Origin of the sequence: Desulfosporosinus shakirovi, from assembly GCF_020595055.1 — a bacterium.
GTDB lineage: Bacteria > Bacillota > Desulfitobacteriia > Desulfitobacteriales > Desulfitobacteriaceae > Desulfosporosinus > Desulfosporosinus shakirovi.
Genome location: NZ_JAJDOO010000008.1, coordinates 1 through 20,004, shown reverse-complemented (window position 1 = coordinate 20,004; position 20,004 = coordinate 1). Strand labels below are relative to the sequence as shown.

The 20,004-nt window shown below is 42.9% G+C and carries 25 protein-coding genes, 3 pseudogenes and 1 other annotated feature (1 of these 29 only partly in view); of the genes and pseudogenes, 1 reads left to right on the top strand and 27 read right to left on the bottom strand.

The genetic code is table 11. From position 1 onward, the window contains the following. Nucleotides 1-60: a binding site (T-box leader), on the bottom strand; it reaches 153 nt to the left of the window's first position. 81 nt (nt 61-141) lie between these two features. The 6 genes from gltX to LJE72_RS08770 all read right to left on the bottom strand — a co-directional run bounded on the left by gltX (nt 142) and on the right by LJE72_RS08770 (nt 4,998). Further along, the gene (gene gltX / locus LJE72_RS08790; RefSeq protein WP_229247374.1) at nt 142-1,605 is read right to left on the bottom strand and encodes a glutamate--tRNA ligase; all 1,464 of its coding nucleotides are present in this window, start codon (nt 1,603-1,605) and stop codon (nt 142-144) included. Next, on the bottom strand, nt 1,605-2,087 hold the full coding sequence (ispF, locus tag LJE72_RS08785) for a 2-C-methyl-D-erythritol 2,4-cyclodiphosphate synthase (protein WP_229247373.1): 483 nt from the start codon (nt 2,085-2,087) through the stop codon (nt 1,605-1,607). The genes gltX and ispF overlap by 1 nt, the downstream gene beginning before the upstream one ends. 159 nt (nt 2,088-2,246) lie before the next feature. Further along, nucleotides 2,247-2,936 carry a 2-C-methyl-D-erythritol 4-phosphate cytidylyltransferase gene (gene ispD / locus LJE72_RS08780; protein WP_229247239.1) on the bottom strand — a complete coding sequence of 230 codons (690 nt, stop codon included), beginning with the start codon at nt 2,934-2,936 and terminating at the stop codon, nt 2,247-2,249. Continuing rightward, complete coding sequence (locus LJE72_RS08775) at nt 2,929-4,098, bottom strand: PIN/TRAM domain-containing protein (RefSeq protein WP_229247238.1); 1,170 nt, start codon at nt 4,096-4,098, stop codon at nt 2,929-2,931. The genes ispD and LJE72_RS08775 overlap by 8 nt, the downstream gene beginning before the upstream one ends. A gap of 61 nt (nt 4,099-4,159) precedes the next feature. Next, nucleotides 4,160-4,288, bottom strand: a complete 129-nt coding sequence (locus LJE72_RS26215) for a hypothetical protein (RefSeq protein ID WP_282437884.1) — start codon at nt 4,286-4,288, stop codon at nt 4,160-4,162. Nucleotides 4,289-4,515: 227 nt separating this feature from the next. Further along, nucleotides 4,516-4,998, bottom strand: a complete 483-nt coding sequence (locus LJE72_RS08770) for a CarD family transcriptional regulator (protein WP_073032235.1) — start codon at nt 4,996-4,998, stop codon at nt 4,516-4,518. A 183-nt stretch (nt 4,999-5,181) separates the two neighbouring features. Between LJE72_RS08770 and LJE72_RS08765 the strand changes: the two genes are divergently transcribed. Then, nucleotides 5,182-5,574, top strand: coding sequence for a nucleoside triphosphate pyrophosphohydrolase family protein (locus LJE72_RS08765; protein ID WP_229247237.1), 393 nt, complete (start codon nt 5,182-5,184; stop codon nt 5,572-5,574). A 201-nt stretch (nt 5,575-5,775) separates the two neighbouring features. Here LJE72_RS08765 and LJE72_RS08760 read toward each other — a convergent pair whose 3' ends face one another. From LJE72_RS08760 to LJE72_RS08680, 21 genes and pseudogenes are all read right to left on the bottom strand, one after another. Then, nucleotides 5,776-6,036, bottom strand: a complete 261-nt coding sequence (locus LJE72_RS08760; RefSeq protein WP_229247372.1) for a molybdopterin-binding protein — start codon at nt 6,034-6,036, stop codon at nt 5,776-5,778. 44 nt (nt 6,037-6,080) lie between these two features. After that, a complete protein-coding gene (locus LJE72_RS08755; protein WP_282437883.1) occupies nt 6,081-6,305 on the bottom strand; it encodes a molybdopterin-dependent oxidoreductase in 225 nt (74 codons plus the stop codon). A gap of 10 nt (nt 6,306-6,315) precedes the next feature. Beyond that, nucleotides 6,316-6,429: pseudogene (locus LJE72_RS26210) on the bottom strand (molybdopterin-dependent oxidoreductase); the annotation flags it as partial. Nucleotides 6,430-6,447: 18 nt separating this feature from the next. Then, nucleotides 6,448-6,642, bottom strand: a complete 195-nt coding sequence (locus tag LJE72_RS08750) for a hypothetical protein (protein WP_229247236.1) — start codon at nt 6,640-6,642, stop codon at nt 6,448-6,450. A 291-nt stretch (nt 6,643-6,933) separates the two neighbouring features. Next, entirely contained in the window at nt 6,934-7,110 is a 177-nt protein-coding gene (locus LJE72_RS08745; protein WP_229247235.1) for a rubredoxin, read from the bottom strand. Between the two features lie 231 nt (nt 7,111-7,341). Next, the gene (locus LJE72_RS08740) at nt 7,342-7,569 is read right to left on the bottom strand and encodes a hypothetical protein (RefSeq protein WP_229247234.1); all 228 of its coding nucleotides are present in this window, start codon (nt 7,567-7,569) and stop codon (nt 7,342-7,344) included. Further along, nucleotides 7,555-7,692: pseudogene (locus LJE72_RS08735) on the bottom strand (group II intron reverse transcriptase/maturase); the annotation flags it as partial. The pseudogene LJE72_RS08735 and the gene LJE72_RS08740, both read right to left, overlap by 15 nt. Nucleotides 7,693-7,767: 75 nt before the next feature. Then, nucleotides 7,768-8,535, bottom strand: a complete 768-nt coding sequence (locus tag LJE72_RS08730; protein WP_229247233.1) for an MFS transporter — start codon at nt 8,533-8,535, stop codon at nt 7,768-7,770. Nucleotides 8,536-8,695: 160 nt separating this feature from the next. Next, complete coding sequence (locus LJE72_RS08725; RefSeq protein ID WP_229247232.1) at nt 8,696-10,297, bottom strand: aldehyde ferredoxin oxidoreductase N-terminal domain-containing protein; 1,602 nt, start codon at nt 10,295-10,297, stop codon at nt 8,696-8,698. Further along, entirely contained in the window at nt 10,263-11,069 is an 807-nt protein-coding gene (locus tag LJE72_RS08720; protein WP_229247231.1) for an ABC transporter ATP-binding protein, read from the bottom strand. Before LJE72_RS08720 ends, LJE72_RS08725 begins: the two co-directional genes overlap by 35 nt. A 55-nt stretch (nt 11,070-11,124) precedes the next feature. Further along, nucleotides 11,125-11,754, bottom strand: coding sequence for an ATP-binding cassette domain-containing protein (locus LJE72_RS08715; protein WP_229247230.1), 630 nt, complete (start codon nt 11,752-11,754; stop codon nt 11,125-11,127). 12 nt (nt 11,755-11,766) lie between these two features. After that, the gene (locus LJE72_RS08710) at nt 11,767-12,567 is read right to left on the bottom strand and encodes an ABC transporter permease (protein ID WP_229247229.1); all 801 of its coding nucleotides are present in this window, start codon (nt 12,565-12,567) and stop codon (nt 11,767-11,769) included. Next, a complete protein-coding gene (locus LJE72_RS08705; RefSeq protein ID WP_229247228.1) occupies nt 12,564-13,526 on the bottom strand; it encodes an ABC transporter permease in 963 nt (320 codons plus the stop codon). The genes LJE72_RS08710 and LJE72_RS08705 overlap by 4 nt, the downstream gene beginning before the upstream one ends. An 11-nt stretch (nt 13,527-13,537) precedes the next feature. Further along, nucleotides 13,538-15,166 (bottom strand): ABC transporter substrate-binding protein, encoded by a 1,629-nt coding sequence (locus tag LJE72_RS08700; protein ID WP_229247227.1) that lies wholly within the window; start codon nt 15,164-15,166, stop codon nt 13,538-13,540. Between the two features lie 214 nt (nt 15,167-15,380). Next, nucleotides 15,381-15,833, bottom strand: a complete 453-nt coding sequence (locus LJE72_RS26205) for a nucleotidyltransferase family protein (protein WP_312038913.1) — start codon at nt 15,831-15,833, stop codon at nt 15,381-15,383. A 153-nt stretch (nt 15,834-15,986) separates the two neighbouring features. Then, a complete protein-coding gene (locus LJE72_RS26725; RefSeq protein ID WP_396390779.1) occupies nt 15,987-16,061 on the bottom strand; it encodes a hypothetical protein in 75 nt (24 codons plus the stop codon). Further along, nucleotides 16,048-16,512, bottom strand: a complete 465-nt coding sequence (locus tag LJE72_RS08690; protein WP_229247225.1) for an IclR family transcriptional regulator — start codon at nt 16,510-16,512, stop codon at nt 16,048-16,050. Before LJE72_RS08690 ends, LJE72_RS26725 begins: the two co-directional genes overlap by 14 nt. Before the next feature lie 75 nt (nt 16,513-16,587). Beyond that, nucleotides 16,588-16,707 (bottom strand): annotated as a pseudogene (locus tag LJE72_RS26720) (helix-turn-helix domain-containing protein); the annotation flags it as partial. A 136-nt stretch (nt 16,708-16,843) separates the two neighbouring features. Next, nucleotides 16,844-17,629, bottom strand: coding sequence for a molybdopterin cofactor-binding domain-containing protein (locus LJE72_RS26200; protein WP_396390710.1), 786 nt, complete (start codon nt 17,627-17,629; stop codon nt 16,844-16,846). 17 nt (nt 17,630-17,646) lie between these two features. Beyond that, complete coding sequence (locus tag LJE72_RS26195; RefSeq protein ID WP_312038908.1) at nt 17,647-18,465, bottom strand: xanthine dehydrogenase family protein molybdopterin-binding subunit; 819 nt, start codon at nt 18,463-18,465, stop codon at nt 17,647-17,649. 282 nt (nt 18,466-18,747) lie between these two features. Further along, nucleotides 18,748-19,893, bottom strand: a complete 1,146-nt coding sequence (locus LJE72_RS08680) for an IS3 family transposase (RefSeq protein WP_229247224.1) — start codon at nt 19,891-19,893, stop codon at nt 18,748-18,750. Nucleotides 19,894-20,004: the final 111 nt, after the last annotated feature.

The window sequence follows — 20,004 nt, the reverse complement described above, 5'->3', positions numbered from 1 at the left end:
ACTATCCCATTCTCGCTAGTCGCAATTCCTCTTTGTACTCTTTCTCATCATCGTCCTAAATCATAATTGAGTTATAAAACTATAGTTTGTATCCCATTATAAGGCAGTCTGCAAACTCTGTCAATCACTGCGTTGGCCGTTCTAACTTAAATATCTCGCCTCTGTAACCGTAATTCGGCCCAGGACATTCTTAAGCCCCAACAACGGGATGATATCATAGAGCTCCGGTCCGTGCATTTGCCCGGTCAAAGCTACCCGAACAGGCATGTAGACAAATTTACCCCCAAGTTTTAATTCCTTTGTCATTTGCTTCAATAGCACTTTTACAGTTTCTCCAGAGAGCAACTCTGTTCCCTGCACTTTCTCCCTAAATAGGGTCAAAACACTAGGAACTTGTTCTCCTTTTAACACTTCTAAAGCTTCACCTTCAGGCTTTAGGGGAATATCACCATGGAAATAATGGATAAAATCCTTTACTTCGGACAGATGAGATATTTTCTCGGAAATAGCATTAATAAAGCTAATTAACCACTGCTGTTGTTCTGCTGACCGCTCCTCATAGGGAAGAATGCCTAATTCATCTATATAAGGCAGAGCCAGTTCTGCTAAGCGTTCAGCTGAGGACTCCTTAATGTAATGCGTGTTAATATAATCCAGCTTAGGCCGATCAAAAACGGCAGGACTCTTAGAAACCCGATCCAATGAAAAAACGTCTGCCAATTCATCAAGGGTATAAAACTCTTCTTCTCCTGATGGCGCCCAACCAAGCAGGGCAATAAAATTAACAATGGCTTCTGGAAGATACCCTTTTTGTTGATAGTCTATAACCGCAGTATCCCCATCCCGCTTGCTCATTTTTCCTCCCTCCGTATTTAGAATGAGAGAAATATGAGCAAATTGAGGGGCAGGAGACCCTAGCGCTTCATAAACGAGAACCTGTCGAGGGGTATTAGAAAGGTGTTCTTCTCCCCGAATCACATGCGTAATAGCCATAGAAATATCGTCAACAACGACTGCAAAATTATAGGTGGGAATTCCATCTGATTTAACAATAACGTAATCCCCAATCCCGTTACTTTCGAATACAACATCCCCACGAACCTGATCGGGGATATGGATTGCCTGTCCGTCCGGAACAAGGAAGCGTACCACAGGCTTTCGCCCTTCAAGCTCTAAGGCAGCTCGTTGTTCTGCGGATAATTGACGGCACTTACCCAAATATCGAGGAGTCTCCCCCTTGGCAGTTAATGCTTGCCTCTCTTGTTCCAGCTCTTCTTCCGTACAGTAACAATAGTAAGCGTGCCCACTGGCAAGCAATCTATCTGTATACTCCCTGTAAAGTCCTAAGCGATCCGTTTGACGATAAGGACCATGCTCACCGCCAACTTCAATCCCTTCATCCCATTGAATATTCAGCCATCGAAGCGCTTCCAAAATGTTATGTTCAGATTCTCTGCTTGAGCGTTCTAAATCAGTGTCCTCACTCCGAACAATAAATGTCCCCTTGTTTTTGCGAGCCCATAAATAATTAAATAAAGCCGATCTTGCTCCTCCGATGTGAAGTGGACCTGTTGGACTGGGTGCAAATCGAACACGAATTTTCATCATTCTTCCTCCACCTTTTTTAAGCTAACAATCGCTTGGGCAGCAATTCCTTCTTCTCTTCCCACAAATCCCAACCGCTCTGTAGTTGTCGCTTTCACTGAAACACACGCTTCTTCGATATGCATAGTACGTGAAAGATTAAACCGCATTTTAGAGATAAACGGGGCAAGCTTAGGGCGCTCTGCCATAACGATACTATCTAAATTTCCGACGCGATAACCCTGTGACTCAATAAGTTTCATGACATGCTCCAATAATGCAAGACTTGAAATGCCTCGATACTTTGGATCATGATCTGGAAAATAAACTCCAATATCTCCCAAGGCCAAAGCGCCTAAAAGCGCATCCATAATCGCATGAACCAACACGTCCGCATCCGAGTGTCCCAATAACCCACGTTCATGCGGAATTTCCACTCCACCAAGAATCAATGACCGCTCCGCCACCAGAGCATGAACATCATAACCGATTCCTACTTTAATACTTAACCACCCCCTTCTCTATACTTGCGGTTTGCAGTTCGACTGCCTAGCCGATGCGGCAATTCACCGTCCCTTTTCTATAGCAAGCTTACTTTGCAACTCGCATATCATGTCGTACCTCACACTCTGAATATCTAACATCTAATATATCGAGTTGCGCTATCGCCTTTGCATAAGTATCCGTTCAGCTAACAACAAGTCTTCCGGTGTAGTCACCTTAATATTCTCCTGCATACCTTCTACCATCTGTACAGGATGCCCCATCCATTCTAACAAAGATGCATCATCTGTACCATAGTATCCTACGGAAGCCGCTTGCTGATGTGCTTCTTCCAATATTTCTCGGTCAAAAATTTGGGGGGTTTGGACGGCACGCAAATAATCTCGCGGCAAAGTATCAAGGACTTTTCCTGATATGTCAACTCGCTTTACCGTATCTTTAATAGGGACCCCCATAATGGCGGCAGAGTACTCTCGTGTTTCTTCAATAAATTTATGAAATGCTTGTAATGTTAAAAGGGGCCTCGCCCCATCATGCACCACTATCCGTTGAATAGTAGGACTTAGAGCTCGAACCCCTGCACGAACGGAATCTTGTCGCAGCACTCCACCTGTACAGACCGCCGCAACTTTGTGAAACTCCTGATAATAAACAAGTTCTTTAATAACCGAGATGTCACCTTCTGCCCCAACAATTACAATTTCCGAGACAAAATCAGATTCTTCAAAGAGCCTTACCGTATGTGCTAAAATTGGTTTCTCCATCAACATCAAGAATTGCTTGTTGTATCCGGCCCCCATCCGTTTACCTTGACCGGCTGCCGGAATGACGATCCCAATATTAGCCAATCGCATTCACCTCATCCGTCGAACGAAGGCCCATCGGCTTTTTTTCCAAGGTAGCTTTTGGCTTGGCAAAAATCATGCGCCCGGCTGCCGTTTGAAGAACACTTGTCACTAAAACAACAACGTTTTGCCCCATGAACCTCCGCCCCATATCCACAACGATCATCGTTCCGTCATCAAGATAAGCTACACCCTGACCAGGCTCTTTTCCTTCTTTCATGACTTGAACCAACATTTCTTCCCCTGGTAATACAATGGGTTTAAGCGCATTGGCTAATTCGTTAATATTTAAAACCTTAACTCCCTGAAGTTCGGCCACTTTGTTAAGATTATAATCGTTTGTCAACAGAGGCGACCCTAATACTTGCCCTAACCGGACGAGTTTGCTGTCAACTTCATTTATATCATCAAAATCTTGTTCATGAATATGCACTTTGATGACAGTTTCCTTGGAAATCTGATTAAGAATATCAAGCCCTCTGCGCCCTCGATTTCGTTTTAGTAAGTCTGAAGAATCCGCAATATGTCGAAGCTCCTCGAGCACAAAACTTGGGATTAACAAAACTCCTTCTAAAAATCCAGTCTTAACGATATCTGCGATCCGTCCATCAATAATTACGCTGGTATCAAGAATTTTGTAGCTTACCGACTCTTGGGAACGGCCAGCCTTTCCGTCCTTGTTTTTGTCCCCTTTATCTGCCTTGTCTCCTCGATCACGAAATCTAGGGAAAAAATTAAGAAAACTTAGGACATCTTCTTTCCGTTTCATTCCAATTGTCAAACCCAGATAACCTAGAAACAGACTCAGCAGGACTGCCAAAAGCGGTCCGAAGAATTTGATACTGACAAATGAATTTCCAAATAAACTTGCAATAATAAGTCCAATGATCCCCCCGATGGCCCCACCCATAAGATCATTTGTAGGAACTCTAGTTAACCTCGCATCCATCCACCGCATTAAAGCAAGAAAAGATCGGATACTAAAAGGAGCAACTAAAAATCCGATAATACCAAATAAAATACTCATTATGGCGTATGTCCATACAGGCGACCCATCCCATCCAAGGGTTTTTAAAAAGCCGAGGCTAAAAAGAATATAGTTCAGATAAAATCCTACTGCCCCTAATAACAGAGTGATGATCCCGCGTATCAAATTGCGAATCATCTTTTCACCTCCTTTTAACCTATTTTGACTAAAAGTCTTTCCAATTATACTTTGGATTTCATTATTTTTCAACCAAAGGCAATTTAACCCTTTTTAAGCGATTCTTTTGCTCGACATTAAATCTATTTTCCTTGCGAACTCTTGCCAATACGACACCTGCCATCCATGCCGGTGTTTTAATCTCAACCATCTCTGATGAGTCCTGGCGGTGTTCTAAGTTCCAGCTCATTTGATTTAGTAATACGTGGTTGATGGCGACGCTTAACTCATGAACGTCCAGTTTAAGTCATGGCAGTTATCTTACAACAAATCCTTGTTTAAGTGCGGCGCTTTCATCGAATCTTAATTCGAGTCGTGCAACGAAATACTTTTCAGCCATGACCTCAATAAGACGCCAATAATTCAATCAAAAAAAATCTAAGCCAAAATCAAAGCAGATGAAAGCCATTGTCTGACAGCTTCTTCTTCTGATCCCTCTGTCAAAACGAGTTCACTAATAAGAATTTGACAAGCATTTTCATACATCTTTTTTTCCCCAGTAGAAAGTCCTTTTTCATTGTCCCTTTGAGCAAGGCTTCGAACAACATTGGCAACTTCGAAAATGTTTCCACTCTTGATCTTCTCTAAGTTTGCCCGATAGCGCCGATTCCAAGCTAAGGTAGCTGCCGTATCTTTGGTCCTAAGTACCTCTAATACGTCTTGGACCATAGTGGGAGAAATAACTTGCCTTAAGCCAAGGTTCTCCACATTGTTCAAGGGAATAAACAACTTCATATTCCCTACTGGTAAGTGCATGACATAATATTGGCTTTTTTCTCCAAGAACTTCCCGTTCTTCGATTGACTCAATAATTCCGGCACCGTGCATCGGATAGACAACTTTGTCACCAACCTTAAACATTCGGCCACCCCCTTATCTATTATTATAGCAAGGAACGTAGCCCGGGTCAAAATTTTAAAATTATATCATACAAGTCTTTAGCCTGTCAATTTACCTTTTTTAGCCTTGTTACTGTTGAAAATTGACAACTGACCAGCCACCTCGGTATAATAGAGATGGCAGAAAGGAGTGAGGATAGCACACATGGAGCAACTCACTGACCAATTCCAAGACACGGTAAAATCCCTCTTAATCCGGCATCAAAGCATTCTGGATATCTTGTCCAAAGGACAAGAAACTTCAGCGCGTGTTAACCGAGCCGTCGTCAAATCTGTGACTAGTTGTGGTTGCCACGCAGTAAATGCACGCAAAAAACCCATCCCCCCTGATGCAAGCCTCGCTGACTTAAAGGAGCTCTTGGACAGCCAACTCGAAGGATTCGTTTGTGATAACTGCCAAGATATAATTGCTGCAGAATTGGGAAAACAACTGTTTTACATAGCGGCTTTAGCTAACGCCCTAGATATTTCTCTAAGCGACGTCCTTGACCAAGAACTTAAAAAGTTGCAAACTCTAACGATTTTCAATCTGACTTAAGACTTTACCCCGTTATGTAAAATACCTTTATGTAATTTAGCTCCTGCATTGCAGGAGCTTTAATATTTTCAAAAACAACAAATTTCCTTCTGTCCTAAATTTTATTTCACCCTTAAAACCAAAAGCAGTCAGCTTCTACCGACTGCTTTTAGCAGAGAGAGTATCTCCCGCCATGAATAATCAAGATAAAACCGCCTGTAATTAATGGAGGATTTGAGGTACCATAAGCTTAATCTGGTGAATCGAATTATTTCCGTACCCTTTGGCATTCCAAGGAGCCGCCTTAGGTTGAACATTTCCGTAACTGTCAAAAGCTCTGGCTAATAAGGAATAATGACCCGGAGCAGTAATATTCCATGAATATTCCCATAAGGTCCAAGTATATTGCTCATGTTCCGAGCTCTTTAACTGTGCAGAATTCCAAGTCATACCGTTGTCTAAACTTACTTCTACTTTATCAATAGTCCCTTTTCCCGTCCAAGCAAGCCCCCTGACGGTATGTTGCCCTAGATGAATCTTTTCCCCTTTGGAGGTATTGGTTCGTCATTTATTTTCAAGGCCAAAATACACTCAGCCATCAACGATCTGTCTAACGGCAAGCTTCGCTCATAGTTGACCGGAGTATCCATATCGGGGCGAATTCCAGTTTCTTCCCCTGTAAAAATAAGCTCTACGGCTGAATCCTTAAGTTTCGCCTGATCTAGGAGATAAGTTAGGGGCACCCTGTCCATTTGACATTGCCTACTGCGCCGATCCAGGGACTGGCGGTTCCATAAAAGCACGTTTATTGCCTGAGCATTCCGTCGTTACAAATTTGCTAACCGAAGGCATTTTTTTCAGATCCTCATAAGTAAAACTAAACGGTTTTCCACTTCACCGCCCAGACCTAAAGCCCAAGATTGCATCTGTATCGTCGGATAGAGATGGTTCCGAAGCGTAATACATTTCGGTAGGCGTAATCCAACTCAGGATGTTGTTTATCAGGGATTCCAGATTTTCCGGCATCACTTGCCTAGGTATTAGGCCCGGTTTGTCATTCATTCCTCTGGGTAAATCTTGGTTTTGCATTTTGCCTCCCTCTGCTTTCAAGAACTTATTTTGCTCCAATACATACCAAATCACTGCCTGACAATACATAAAGCAGGCACGATTGCACTCAACACAATCAATAATATATGTTTTACAATCCACTTTCTTTTATACATTTATACCATACGATGGAAATACAGAAATCTGTCAGCTTAATTCCTTATAACTGCGAACGCAAAAAAGGTACTCGTTTAATACAACAAGTACCTGCAAGCACTAAAATCATTAATTTAAGCGCTTGGTCCTTAAAACCAACCAATCTTAATCTATTTACACAGGTTTAAACATCTTTTTACCAGCCCCGCATAATGGACATCTCCAAGTATCCGGCAAATCCTCAAAAGGAACATCTTTAGGTATTTTACTTTTCTTACACCCTTTATCTGGATTATAAATATATCCACAACTTGAGATTTGGCATTGCCACATTTTATTATCTTCACTCATTTCTCCACTCACCCCTTGTCTGATTTTATCATTAATTAGTATGGATTCCAATTAAAGAGTGATAATTCTTATTGCAATAATACCTATTGAAAAGAAAATCCTTTGAACAAACTCATTTTCCAGTTTGTTCAAAGGATTGTATAACATATGTAAACTCTTTGTCTGCAGAGGACTCAATAATTCCAATCTTTACTTAGGCGCATACAACTACTGCTTACTGGCAGAATGATATTAGTGAACCTCTATTTTTCGAACTAAGACATTTACAAATAGAAACAATCCTAATACACTGGCGTCCGCCATATCCGATGGTAAATCAAAACTTATAAAAGCACTATATCCTATTCCTGATAAAGCAATCCCAATCGCAATTCCGGCATTGGGGTGAAAGAACATTGAGGCTTGCTGCCATAGCCGCAAATTCCTGGGGCACACTTTGCATAGGATTCTTATCCCCATTCCACCTCTCTTGTGGTAGAACGAGAACCCTAAGAATTTTAATTTCCACGGTCTATCTACTGCACTCTTTTCTTTATTGACTTTTAGCTTTAGCCTTTCTTCAATAAAGTGAGTGATGCTTTGCCCTTAGCTAACGGTTGGCACTATCAACCCCCGTATCGGACTTGCACCGACTAGTAAGCGTCCATGCTGGGCGTACTAGGAAACAGCTACTATTGAAAGGGCCATAGTAGCCAGAAACATGCCTGAGTAGGCGGAAGAGTACCCAAAAACATTATGAAAATAGAAAGGTAAAACGACTGAAACTGCCATCATAATGGCGAAGATCAATCCAGACTGCATATTTGCCTGGCGAAAGTTTTTTAGGTCCCAGATCTTTGGGTTTAGGACAGGATTCGAATTTCCTCTTTGACTGTTTCTGAAAAAATAAAATAGAGCAACAGCCCCTGCTAAAGCAACAAGAGCGAGCAATGGATACCTGCTCTTCACAAGATAAAAACAGCTAAAAAAGGCGAATACACCGAGAATACTCAAAACTGACCCTATTAAATCAAAGGATTTTATTGGTTTTTGATCCTCTTTGTCTAATAGTTTGAGAGCCATCACCCCAGCTAAAGCACCCATCGGGGTTATTGAGAAAAAAATTGCACGCCAACCCCAGATTTTGGCAATAGCCCCTCCTGCAACTGGACCTATAATACTGGCAACAGATGTGGCAGTAAAGATAATCCCAAACGCTCTTCCCTTCACCTCGTTACTGAAATGGGAGTTTATCAAGGCCATACCGTTGGCCATGAACATAGCAGCACCCATCCCCTGAATTATCCTAAAGAGAATAAGCATAAAAATATTAGGAGAAAAGGCCGCGGCCAAGCTCCCCAGTGAAAACAAAGTAGTCCCTGTACTAAAAACGTATTTTCTGCCATTGGATGCTGAGAGATAGCAAAAAACAACAATAAACTGCAAATAGCGAATACATAAGAAGATGACACAAATTGGACCGTACCCAGATCTGTTTCAAATTCCTTGGCTAATAGGGGCAGACAGATATTTAAGACATTGTTGTCCAAGGCTGCAGAAAAAGCGCCGAGAGCCATTGGCAGAATCGCAACGGATAGCTTATCCTTCATTCGTTCACGCCTTTGCCAAAATACCTATGGAGGACCTTAACGAACTCAGGTATTTCTTTTTGCAGACTTAGTAGCTTGGCTTGTTTTTCATAGTCCTCCTCAACCTTAAGGCAATCAACAGAATACCTGATCAGATCGTTGGCCACAAGCTTACGTCCTGTTTTAGCCTGAAACAAGACCGCAAGCAGGTCCATGGCCTCACGACTTTCTATAATCGCAAATGAGGTAAAAAGACAAATGCCCAGATTGCCTAAGGTCAGCATATTGGCATATAGATATTGTTTGTCCTCTAAATCCTCACACCCTGCAACTTTAAAATTTAATTTTATATTAAAGTTATGTTCCTCAGCAATGGAGGGCCGGGTGACCATCGGCAACAACTTGGTGTGATCATGATATAGCTGATATAATCCTTCCGTCCTGGAAGCCAGAATTCTGCCCAAATCGGTTAGCTCTTTCACTTCATTGAGAGCCGCTAATAATTCATCTTTACCTGCCTTGATATCCTTGATTTTGTAATATAAGGTGCAACAAAATAGAAATTCAACTGAATCAATCCCTTGTTCAAAGGCTATTCTATTAAACTTCGAGGCAAATGTAGCGTCTTCTATACCAAAATCCTCCAGGGCTGCCGAAACCTCACTCTCAGCTGGGGATGCCAACAGGGTTTCATTGCCGCGGGCATGACGGTTTAGACAGCCCACAACACATAACGGGGCACAAGTGCGGTTGATTCTGGGGCTACCCACTTTAGGCCGATCAACCCTCTGGTTCTCTGCTATGATCTTACTCTGAGGAGTCTCTTTGATCGAACTAAGATTTAACTTGTTACTCTTCATCATTTTCATTAAAGTAATTGAACCATAAGCAGGCAGAGCTCCCCCACATACCGGATGATCGATAATGATTCTGGCCAGCCTTTTAGATGCTCTTTCCATTTCAGTGACATTAACGACCTTGCTGGTAAAGTTAGCTTTCGTCGTGACTGCCACTGCCTTTAAGCCTTTGGAGCCAAAAACATCTCCCATTCCGCCCCTGGCACAGTTAAAGAGGGGATTACCTTCGGGATAGGTAGTGAACACAGAAGCAATCGGCAATAAATGTTCCCCTGCAGAACCAATCCCGATGACCGCTGTGTCCTTTCCCCTTCCGATATTATTCCGAATATAGCTGATGGTCTCAGATATTTCTCTTTCCTTTAAACAAGTGACCTTTAGGATCTGCCCCCCACCTTCGTCGAAGCTTATAACAGCTGGAATAGCTTCTAGATTTTTACCCGTAATCACAATGGCCACAATGCCCAAACAAGCCATCTTTTGTGAAAAAGGCCCCGCTAAGTTCAGGTATTGTATTCCGGAATCCTGAGCTTTCTTTGCTGCAATACTCAATCTCCCAGTACTTGGCGCAAAGGTTCCCGATAGAAGCCCCGGCACTAAAATAAGACAATTTTCCGCACTATGTCTCCCTACATGTGGAGGCACATTTTCTTTAACAAGGTAGGAAGTCAGCCCTCTGCCATAATATTGACTGATTGCATCATTACATTCCCGTTCTTCCAAGGTTTCAGCCGTAAGATTTACGTACATTACTTTGCTCAACGTCAGTTCTCCCTTCAATATTTAACATGCACTCCAAATATTGACGCGTATATTCCGCTTGGGGTGAGGTCAAGACCTTTTCTTTCAGCCCTGCTTCTACGATTTTCCCTTGATAAAGGACAAGTATGAAGGTGCATAAATCAAACAATATCTTTTTGTTATGAGTCACGATAATAAAGCTAATCCCCAGCAGTTTATTTACTCTGCTAAAAATCGAACTCATTTCCTGCGCAGAACCTTCGTCAAGCATAGACGTGCTTTCATCCGCAATAATAATTTGAGGACGTGTAATCAAGGCACGGGCTATGGCGATTTTTTGCCTTTGCCCGCCACTAAGGCTCTTTATTTTCCGGTCCATAAATTCTTCCCCAGAAAGCCCTGCTAAAACAAGTGCTTCCTCAGGTTCCAAGTAATCTCGATGATTTCGTTTACAGAGTCTTGCCGGCTCAGACAGGGTGCTAATAACCGTTGCTTCATCCGCCATGGAGGCGTAAGGATCCTGGAAGACATACTGAATAGACGCACATTCTGCAAAACTGCGCTTTCTAAGTCCTCCTACCTCTTTTCCCTGCAAAAATACACTGCCTGAATCTGCTGTTTCCAAACCCATCAAGATTCTGCAAAGCGTGGTTTTGCCCCCGCCACTCTCCCCGATTAGGGCAATAATACTCCCTTCCTCTAGCTTCAGGTTTATTCCGTTCAGGATCACCGCTCTCCCAAAAGGAGTGTCAAAGGATTTGCTCAGGTTCCTCCCTTTTAACAGTTCAGACATTTTAACCTCCTGATAGAGTTCAGCTCTACTCAATTTCCATTGGTTAGAGAGTATGCTACAGCTCAATCACCTTGTCAGCGATACTCGTTGCAAACCCTAAATGATGGGACACAACAATTAGGCCCGCTCCCTCATGTTTTCGCTTTTTAAGAAAATCCATGGTCTTAGATAAGGTCATAAAATCTAAGGCAGAGGAAGGTTCATCCAAGATAAAGAGCTGAGGCTGTTTGATAAATCCCATTAAAATGATCACTCTTTGCTTCATTCCCCCACTAATCTGAAAAGGGTATAAACGACTGATCTCTTTCTCTAAGCCTAGATCTTGAAAAAATAAGTCCAGCCTTGAGTCAGGTACCTTGCAGCTTCTTTTAACCAGCTCAATTTGTTCTCCGATGGTTAATGTCGGGTTTAAGCCGTTTTGGGCATATTGGGGCATATAACTGATGGCTTGATACCGCTCCCTCCCCCAGACCCGCAGATCCTTCCCCATTAGTTCAGCAAGGTCGTATTCCACCATGCCTGTGAAAGAATGACTAAAAAGGGCATTTAACAAGGTGGTCTTACCACACCCGGTTTTGCCCATGATCGCCAAACACATACCCTTCCTCAGTTCAAGTTTTGGATAACTCCACCAGGAAAAATTACTAGAATACCTTGCTTTAAACTTACTAACCTTCAAAATCATTATGTTTCACTTCTAACTTCTAATTTCATCAACGTTATAGGCAACCCTAGAAATAGCCAACACGAAAATCAAAATACAAAGGAGCGGCGGCAGAAGATACCATAAATAGGTATTGCCACTAAAAATCCCTTCATAATCTAAAGCATTCCGCATAATCTGCCCCCAGGATTTGGCCAGAGGGTCTCCTATCCCGAAAAAGGCCAAGGTGGATTCATACACAGCCGCTTTCCCACACAGGAAAACAAACATCGTGGCAACTGCAGGATACAATTCTCGCCACATTTTTAGAGTAATATCAAAGATGTTGCCTTTCAAAAGCAGGGTGTATTGAACCTTTTCCAGCTCAATAACACTGAGAGCTTTGGCTCGGATAATCCTAGTGATTTTACTCCAGGAAAAAAAAACAATCGCCAGAATGCTGTTATAAACCGTTGGCTTGGCAATCGCCGTAATAAAAAGCAAGACCACAATTTCCGGGACAAGAATAAACACTTCCGTCATCCTCACAATCATCCGATCGACTAAGCCTTTATAGTAAGCGGCTATGATCGCTAGGACTGTCCCGATTAACGTGGCTAATACTGATGCAGCTATTGCAATTCCGATCGATACCCTGAAGCCGACGAGGAGCATGGATAAAATATCATGGCCCATTTCATCGGTTCCCAAAAAATGATCGAAAGATGGGGACACTAAGGAATCAAAACTAAAATCACCGGCCTCGTAGGGAGAAATCAACGGGTAGGTTAATCCTATCAGAGCCATGACCAGTATAATAATCCAGGATCCTTTATTTGAACGAAAAATTATCATGCCTGTACCCTCGGGTTTAACCTTTTGATGATTAGTTCAAAGATTAAATTAATCACAATTCCGTAAATACCCGTGACCAGCAGAATTCCCTGCAAGAGTGGGTAGTCCCTGCTGTAGGCGGCGGTCTTGAGCAGGGTTCCGATACCCGGATACGAAAATACCACTTCGACAAATAAGACTCCCGAGATAGCGTAGAGAAACTGAATATTTATCTTGCTCAGAATCTCGGGTAAGGTGTTCTTCAAGATGTACTTAAAATTTATAACGTGCTCTTGAATATTAAGATACTGGGCCATTTCCACAAAGGGTTGGTTCTTGGTTCTAGAACAGGTATTATAAGTCAAGATAAAAATTGGAGGCAGTTCAGCCAAAACAAGTACCCATAAAGGTAAAATAGCATGCCCTATTACATCCAGTATCCAACCAGGGTCACTAACGCTGATTCCCGGAGTGTATGCTCCACTCGAAGGAAACAGGTCAAACTTATAACTTAACAACATTTGTATAAGGATAGCTATTACAATAACCGGCACAGAGTTTAGCCCAGTAAAAACGTTCAGCCAAACTGCCCTTTTTCCACCCTTCCTAACCGCATAAAATAAGCCTAAAGGTATTCCTATACCGGATGAAATTCCAATGGATACAAAGGATAAGAAAATTGTCCAACCCAAGCACCCCGTCAATAACTCAGCAACAGGCAGTTTATAATAGAAGGACCTCCCCAGATCAAACTTCAAGAGATCTTTGAGATACACCAAAAACTGCTCTGGTACAGGTTTGTCTGGGTGATAGTATTGGACAAAGGAGTTAAAGCTATCTTCCGGCATCATGGTATTGAGCACATACATATCCGAATGGAAAAAAAAGAAAGGACTACCCGGGATTAACCTGGGCAGTAAAAAACTTATGGAAGCTACCAGAACTACATAAATAATCGTCTTCTTTAGAATCTTCATCATTGATCCCCGTACTATTTCCACTGTCCCTTAATATAGACCAGCTTGTTTTGTGTCGTGGGCACAGCGATAGCGACCCCGTCTTTCGTGAAGAACCAACCGTCAAATTTATTCTGATTGTAGGCAAAGGTAATTTTCTTATAATATAAGGTTAACGTCGGCAGTTCCTCGGCAATAATTTTTTGCAGTTCGGCAACCTTTTGGTAGCGCTTAGAGTGATCATTTTCCCGTAACTGCTCAGTAAAGAGTTGATCAAATTCATCATTAGACCAACCTTTTCCGCCCTGAGTTGTTATTTTGGGCGTAGACCCTTGAGTAACTTTTTCCGAAGCAAACCTGGCAAGTAACACCGGATCTCCACCAAAGGAACCATGCCCATTGAGGGCTAACTGAAATTTCCCTTCCTTCATTAAGGAATCTAGGCTCTGCCCATCCATGGCTTTAACATTTATTTTAATCCCTACTGCAGAACAATAATTTTTAATCATTTCTGCTTCATTAACCCGATCATCCGTGACGATGAATTCGTACTCCATGGATTTACCCAGGAAATCCCTCGTGCCATCTTGATTGACGTCCTTCATTCCCGCTACATCCAAGAGTTGTTTCGCTTTATCAGAATTAAATTCATACTGCTTTACATCTTTAGAATACCATTCAGAATCGGGATGAATATGCCCAGGATTGCCCGCTATGGCACTATTCTTAGACGCTTTTTCGACCAACTCTTGACGGTTGATGGCGTAATATAAAGCCTGTCTCAGCTCACGTTGGTTAAACTCTGGTACTCCAAAGTTAAAATACATCCTGCCAACCCACAGACCCGGTCCTTCGATAACTTTAAACTTTCCCTCCTTTTGAAGCTGGATGGCCTCACCGTATTTCGTTCTCTGGGCAACATCGAGTTCGCCTTTTTTAAGAGCCTCTTTCGGATTTTGGCTAAGACTAAAAATGAGCTTATCGACAACAGGCTCACCATAGAAATAATCTTTATTCGCTTGATAGATATAAGTCCCTGCCGTTTTGTCGTAACTCGCTAGCGTGAAAGGTCCTGAACCGATCACCGCTTCCGGGGTATCAAAGTTTTGAGGTTCTTTGATATCCTGCCAAATATGCTTTGGTATAATGGGGACGTTTCCAGCCACATCCGTAATAAAGGGTGCATAGATCTGATTAAGACTGATTTGGATCGTGTATTCGTCGATCACCTTGACTTCGTCAAGCATGTTTAGATAGACCCAAGGGTGAGGGTGTTGTTTTATGTAGTCAAAGGAAAACTTAACATCTTCAGCAGTGAGTGGCCTACCATCCGTAAACTTGGCATTTTTAACAAGCTGGAAGGTCCACGTTTTCTGATCAGGCGTCACCTCCCACTTTTCTGCCAACAGTGGGATAACTCCCTTTTCATCTTTCCAAGTCAAAGTGTCAAAAATAAAGCTCATCATTAAATACCCTCTGCCCCGTGAAGATACAGTGTATACAGAGGGATAACCCAAGTTTTCCTCGTCCATACGCAGGACTTTTTCTTCTGTTGATTTAGGTTGAGATTGGTTTTGAACCGTGTTTGTTGAACAAGCCATTGAAGACAAGGATAATAATATAATAATAAGTACAGCTGTAAAGTGACGAAAATCTTTTCTCATATTGAGCTACTCTCCCATCCTACGATTACTCTCCGTAAGTTCTATCTAGGTATATCTCCTCTAGATTATGTACATTTTTATCTAAGGCATTTGGCATTTTCCTCCTTTCCTTCATCTTTCTTGAATTATATTATACATTATTATAAGTGTAAACATATGCATTTTAATAATTAGATAGTTATGTATTTGGTGGAGTCAAACGAGAAATAGGACTTTACCCATTTCGGAAAATCTGCTCAGCACGTTCAAGCCGTAATATAAGCGTAATAAAAGAGAGCCCGAAATCGAGCTCTCTTTCCCTGTAATACTCAATCCAACCGGGGAAGAGGTGGTGCGCAATATTAGATTTTTCCCTAATAGGTGCAGTTTTCCAACACCTTCTGTCCGTGGGATTATCCATGTCTAGCACTACTCCCTGGTCCGCCACCTCCACTTTCAGGGCATCCATTGCATAATTACTCAGCAGCACCCTTAACCCTCCCGGCTGATTCCAAGCAAGTATACTTTTTATATACCTAGCAGAGATGAGCGGTGGGTGTCCCCGCAATCCTTTGAAACATGGATATATAATCCCCGCCTTACTCTCCTTATAGAACTTAATTAGCTCCAAGATAGTCTGTGGTTTAACATGCGGGTTATCCCCGGGCAGGAGAAAAACCGCCTGCACCTCAGGTTCAAACTTCTTACCCCGGCCGTTATCGACGAGTACATTCCACTGGAATAACAATCATTAATGATGCTTTTTACTCCCAGGCGGTCCAATAGGGGATAACCTCATCAGCCCGGTGACCAACAACCACTCTTATATCTTGAATACCTGCTACCAGAAAACTGCTAACCGCCTTTTCAATAACCGTGGTCTCCCCAAAGGCAATAAAGGTTTAAACGCTCCCATCCTGGACGAATAGCCCGCGGCTAAAACCCACCATCCACAATGCTGCTACCGGTCGTTCCAATGGACCGTTGAGCGGAACGCTGATGGCATTTACTCCCCGTATATACTCTTCAAAATCAGTGGCAAAACCTTTTTCGCGTACCATTAGCAACTCTTTAAAATAATCATCTTTGTTGGTGATGGAATTTTCGGTAAATTTGGGCAAGGTGTCTTCCTTAATGACTTCCCTGATCACCAGTTCCTGTAATCCAGAAAGAAAAACTTTTCCTGTCGCCCCAGCAAATAAGGGGATCCTTGCACCTACCTGTGCTGTAATTTTAAATTCTACTGGACTTTCGGCCTTTTCGATAATGGTGATGCCCTGTTCATCAAAAGCGCCCAAAAGTATTGTTTCCTGATATTTTCTGCAAAGTTCATTCATAAATGGGCAGGTAATTGTTCTTAAATCCAACCCCAACTTGACCTGGTAACCCAACCGGGCCAGGGCAGAACCCAGCCTAAATTTTTTGTTCGTATTCTGGTGTAGCGCCCTAACTTTGGTTAAGGCTTGAGTAATCCCTAGAACAGTACTCTTGTGGATATTTAGCCTGCGGGATAGGTCACTAATGCCCAGCTCGTTATCTGAATTAGCGATTTCTTCTAAAATGAGAAAAGTTTTATATACAACCGGTGCATTGTAGGTTTTGTTTAATCATAATTCTCCGTCCCAACTGACAAGTTTTATTCAATGCTTGCTCTTAATACGGGGGCGAATTACCGCCCCCACAAATTATTTCTCCTCACTATTGCAACAGCAGGATTCCAATGGCATCAAAGATAGCGTTGGATATACAACCAAGCGTCGGAGTAGTAGCTCCCTCTCCAACCTCTTTTACTCCCCAAGGGGCATTAGGGTCCACAGTATCGACCAGTTCCGAGGCTACCGGAGGCATATCCAGCGCCGTAGGCAATCTGTATTCAGCAAGGTTCCCGTTTAAGAGCTTCCCATTCTTATCAAAAAGGACTTCTTCCCAAATGGATTCACCTATGCCCATATAAAAGGCACCATGTACCTGCCCGTGCAACAGCGCCGGATTAATTACCATCCCGCTGTCATGAACGTCCCAGGCCCCTATGACTTCCACTTCTCCGCTCTCCTCATCGATCTCAACCTCTGCAATCTGAGTAGCGCAACTATATGCCGGGGACGTCCCCACTGCAGAACCTTTATGAACTCCCCCAAGCTTTGGCGGTTTGTACGAACCTTGTCCTATGAGCTGGCCCGTAGTTGCAAAATATTTCTGTGCTACCTCGGCAAAGGTTTTTGTAACTTCGGGATTTTCCTTAACAAACACAATCGCTTCCCTGCAGTCCAGTTCCTCGGGCTTAACTTCCATCATACCCGCGGCAGTTTCCAAAATAAGCTTTTTAATTTCGTCCCCTGCCCGCTTTACGGCCCAGCCGCTCATCAGGGTCTGCCTGCTGGCGTAGGCTCCCAAGTCGTGGGCCGCCAAGTCTGTATCAGCAGCCACAACTTTCATACACTCATAGGGGTAGCCCATGGCCTCGGCTGCCATTTGAGCAAGCACCGTATCACTACCCTGTCCTATTTCAACAGCCCCAATGTATAGAATCGCTGAAGTTCCGTCATCATTACCTTAATCATAGCCATTGAGTGAGGTTTGTCTGTCCGGTAGATGGCATAACCTGCTCCTGAAACAAAACCGCCATTTCCTATCCCCATGCCCCGGCACCAGGGCAACTTGCCCTTTTTCTCCCGCCAGCCTGAAATGTCACGGGCTTTTTCCAGGCATTCCTTCAAACCGTAGGAATCCACTTTAAAACCGTTTACTGTTACCGTGCCGGGACGGCGGGCATTTCTGAAGCGTATTTCTATGGGGTCAATCCCCAGTTCTTTGGCTATATTATCCAGATGGCTTTCGAAAGCATACCTGGGCTGCGGCTGCCCATGACCGCGCTGGGCACCGTTTGGCGGAAGGTTGGTTACAACCCTCAGCATATCAAATTTATAATTATCAAAATCGTATAAAACTGTGAGCAATGTCCCTGCATAATAGGCGGAAACGACTCCAAGACCCGTATAAGCCCCTCCTTCCATGACAAAATTGCAATGCACCCCTAATAGTTTACCTTCTTTGGTCACCCCGCTCTTAACTTCCATAAATATGGGGTGACGGCCACGGTTATTAAAAAACATATCTTCCCTGTCAAAAAACATTTTTACCGGCCGACCGGTCTTCTTGGCAAGAGCCACCGCGGCAAAATCAAGGCCGGATGGATCCATTTTAGCTCCAAAGCCACCGCCAATATTTGTTTTGAGTACCCGCACATCTCCCTCTTTCAGATCAAATATCTTAGCTAGATAATGTTGGAGATAATGAACCGTTTGAGTACTCGCATACACGATTATACCGTTCCCCATTGTCAAGACACGATTTTCGAAATTTAAGTTATCTCCTTTCCAATTAAATTTTATCGAGTTTGACTAAGGGACGTTTGAGGTTAGATTTCGAGAATAGACCTCTGGGGTTAGGCTTGACATGGGACCCTACGTCGGATGCTTATATGGGTCGAGGAATGAGGCTCATAATGATGTATTCCTTTGGGGTTGCCCCATTCCCTGATTAAGGGTAGCATCCGCCGCCCCCATGTAAAGCCTTGATTTTGGGTCAAGAGACGACGAAATTTAGGCAACTTCTGTTGATGACTTTCCATAATAAACATTTACCGGAATTTCACCTCCAAGAGAATCATGTGGACGATAAGTGTTATACATAACTATGTACTCGTTAATGCCCTTTCGCAGCTCTCTTGGGTTGAGATAGTCGTTGATATAGATATCATCATACTTGATACTGCGAAAGAACCGTTCTGTCCTGACATTGTCCAAGGCCTGGCCTTTGCCATCCATCGAGATTCTGATTCCGTTATCCTCAAGAAGCTTGATATAATCCGGATTGGTAAAATGACTACCCTGATCGCTATTCATGATTTCTGGCCTGGTTCGACTAAAGGCTCGTTTTAGACAGGTCATAACGAACCCCTTCTCCAGAGTGCTCGACAGCTCATAATCCACAATCAGCCTACTGTACCAATCAATAATTATAAAAAGATACATAAATCCTTTTTCCATCTTTACGTACGTTAGATCCACGCCCCAAACCTGGTTCGGTCGTACTATCTTAAGATTTCTCAACAGATAGGGTTTAACATATTGGGCATGGTAACGTTTGCTGAGATTGGGTTTCGGATAAATTGTAATAATATCCATTGCTTTCATTAACCGACGTACACTCTTACGATTGATTATCGCATCCTTACAAAGGATATCCGTAATTTTGCGATACCCAAACGTGGGATGGGCGGTATGGATCGCATCAATCTTGTGCATTATTCCAATGGTTTCCTCATCCGGACCGGTAACCTTCGGTTTCCTGTAAGTGCTACTACGATTAACCGATAATAGTTCACACTGACGCTTCACCGTCAAATGCTCGTGATGGTGTTCAACAAGTTCCATACGCTTACTATCTGCCCCGTAATTCTCTAGATTTTTTTTCATCCAATCAACTTCGATCGTTAATTGGCCTACTTTTCGCTCAAGTTCTGCAATTTGATCTTCCTTCTCTACAAGGACCTGCTCGGCGTCAGAGGGGCCTTTCTTAAACACTTCAAACGCTCGTTCCTGAAACTGAGTCTTCCAGCGACCAATTACGACGGGACTGATCTGATGCGTGGCAGCTAGCTCATTAACCGTAGTTTCCTCCCGCAGTAATTGAAGAACAACTTGGGCTTTAAATTCTAGGGTAAAGGTTTTTCTCGTTTTACTCATGTTACCAGTATAACCTAATTCTTCAATTTACTGTCTCGCCTATGGGGTTCAGTATACCCTTCTTTGAGTAACTGTGAATAAAATGGGCTGCAGGAGTGGCCTCTAAATAGC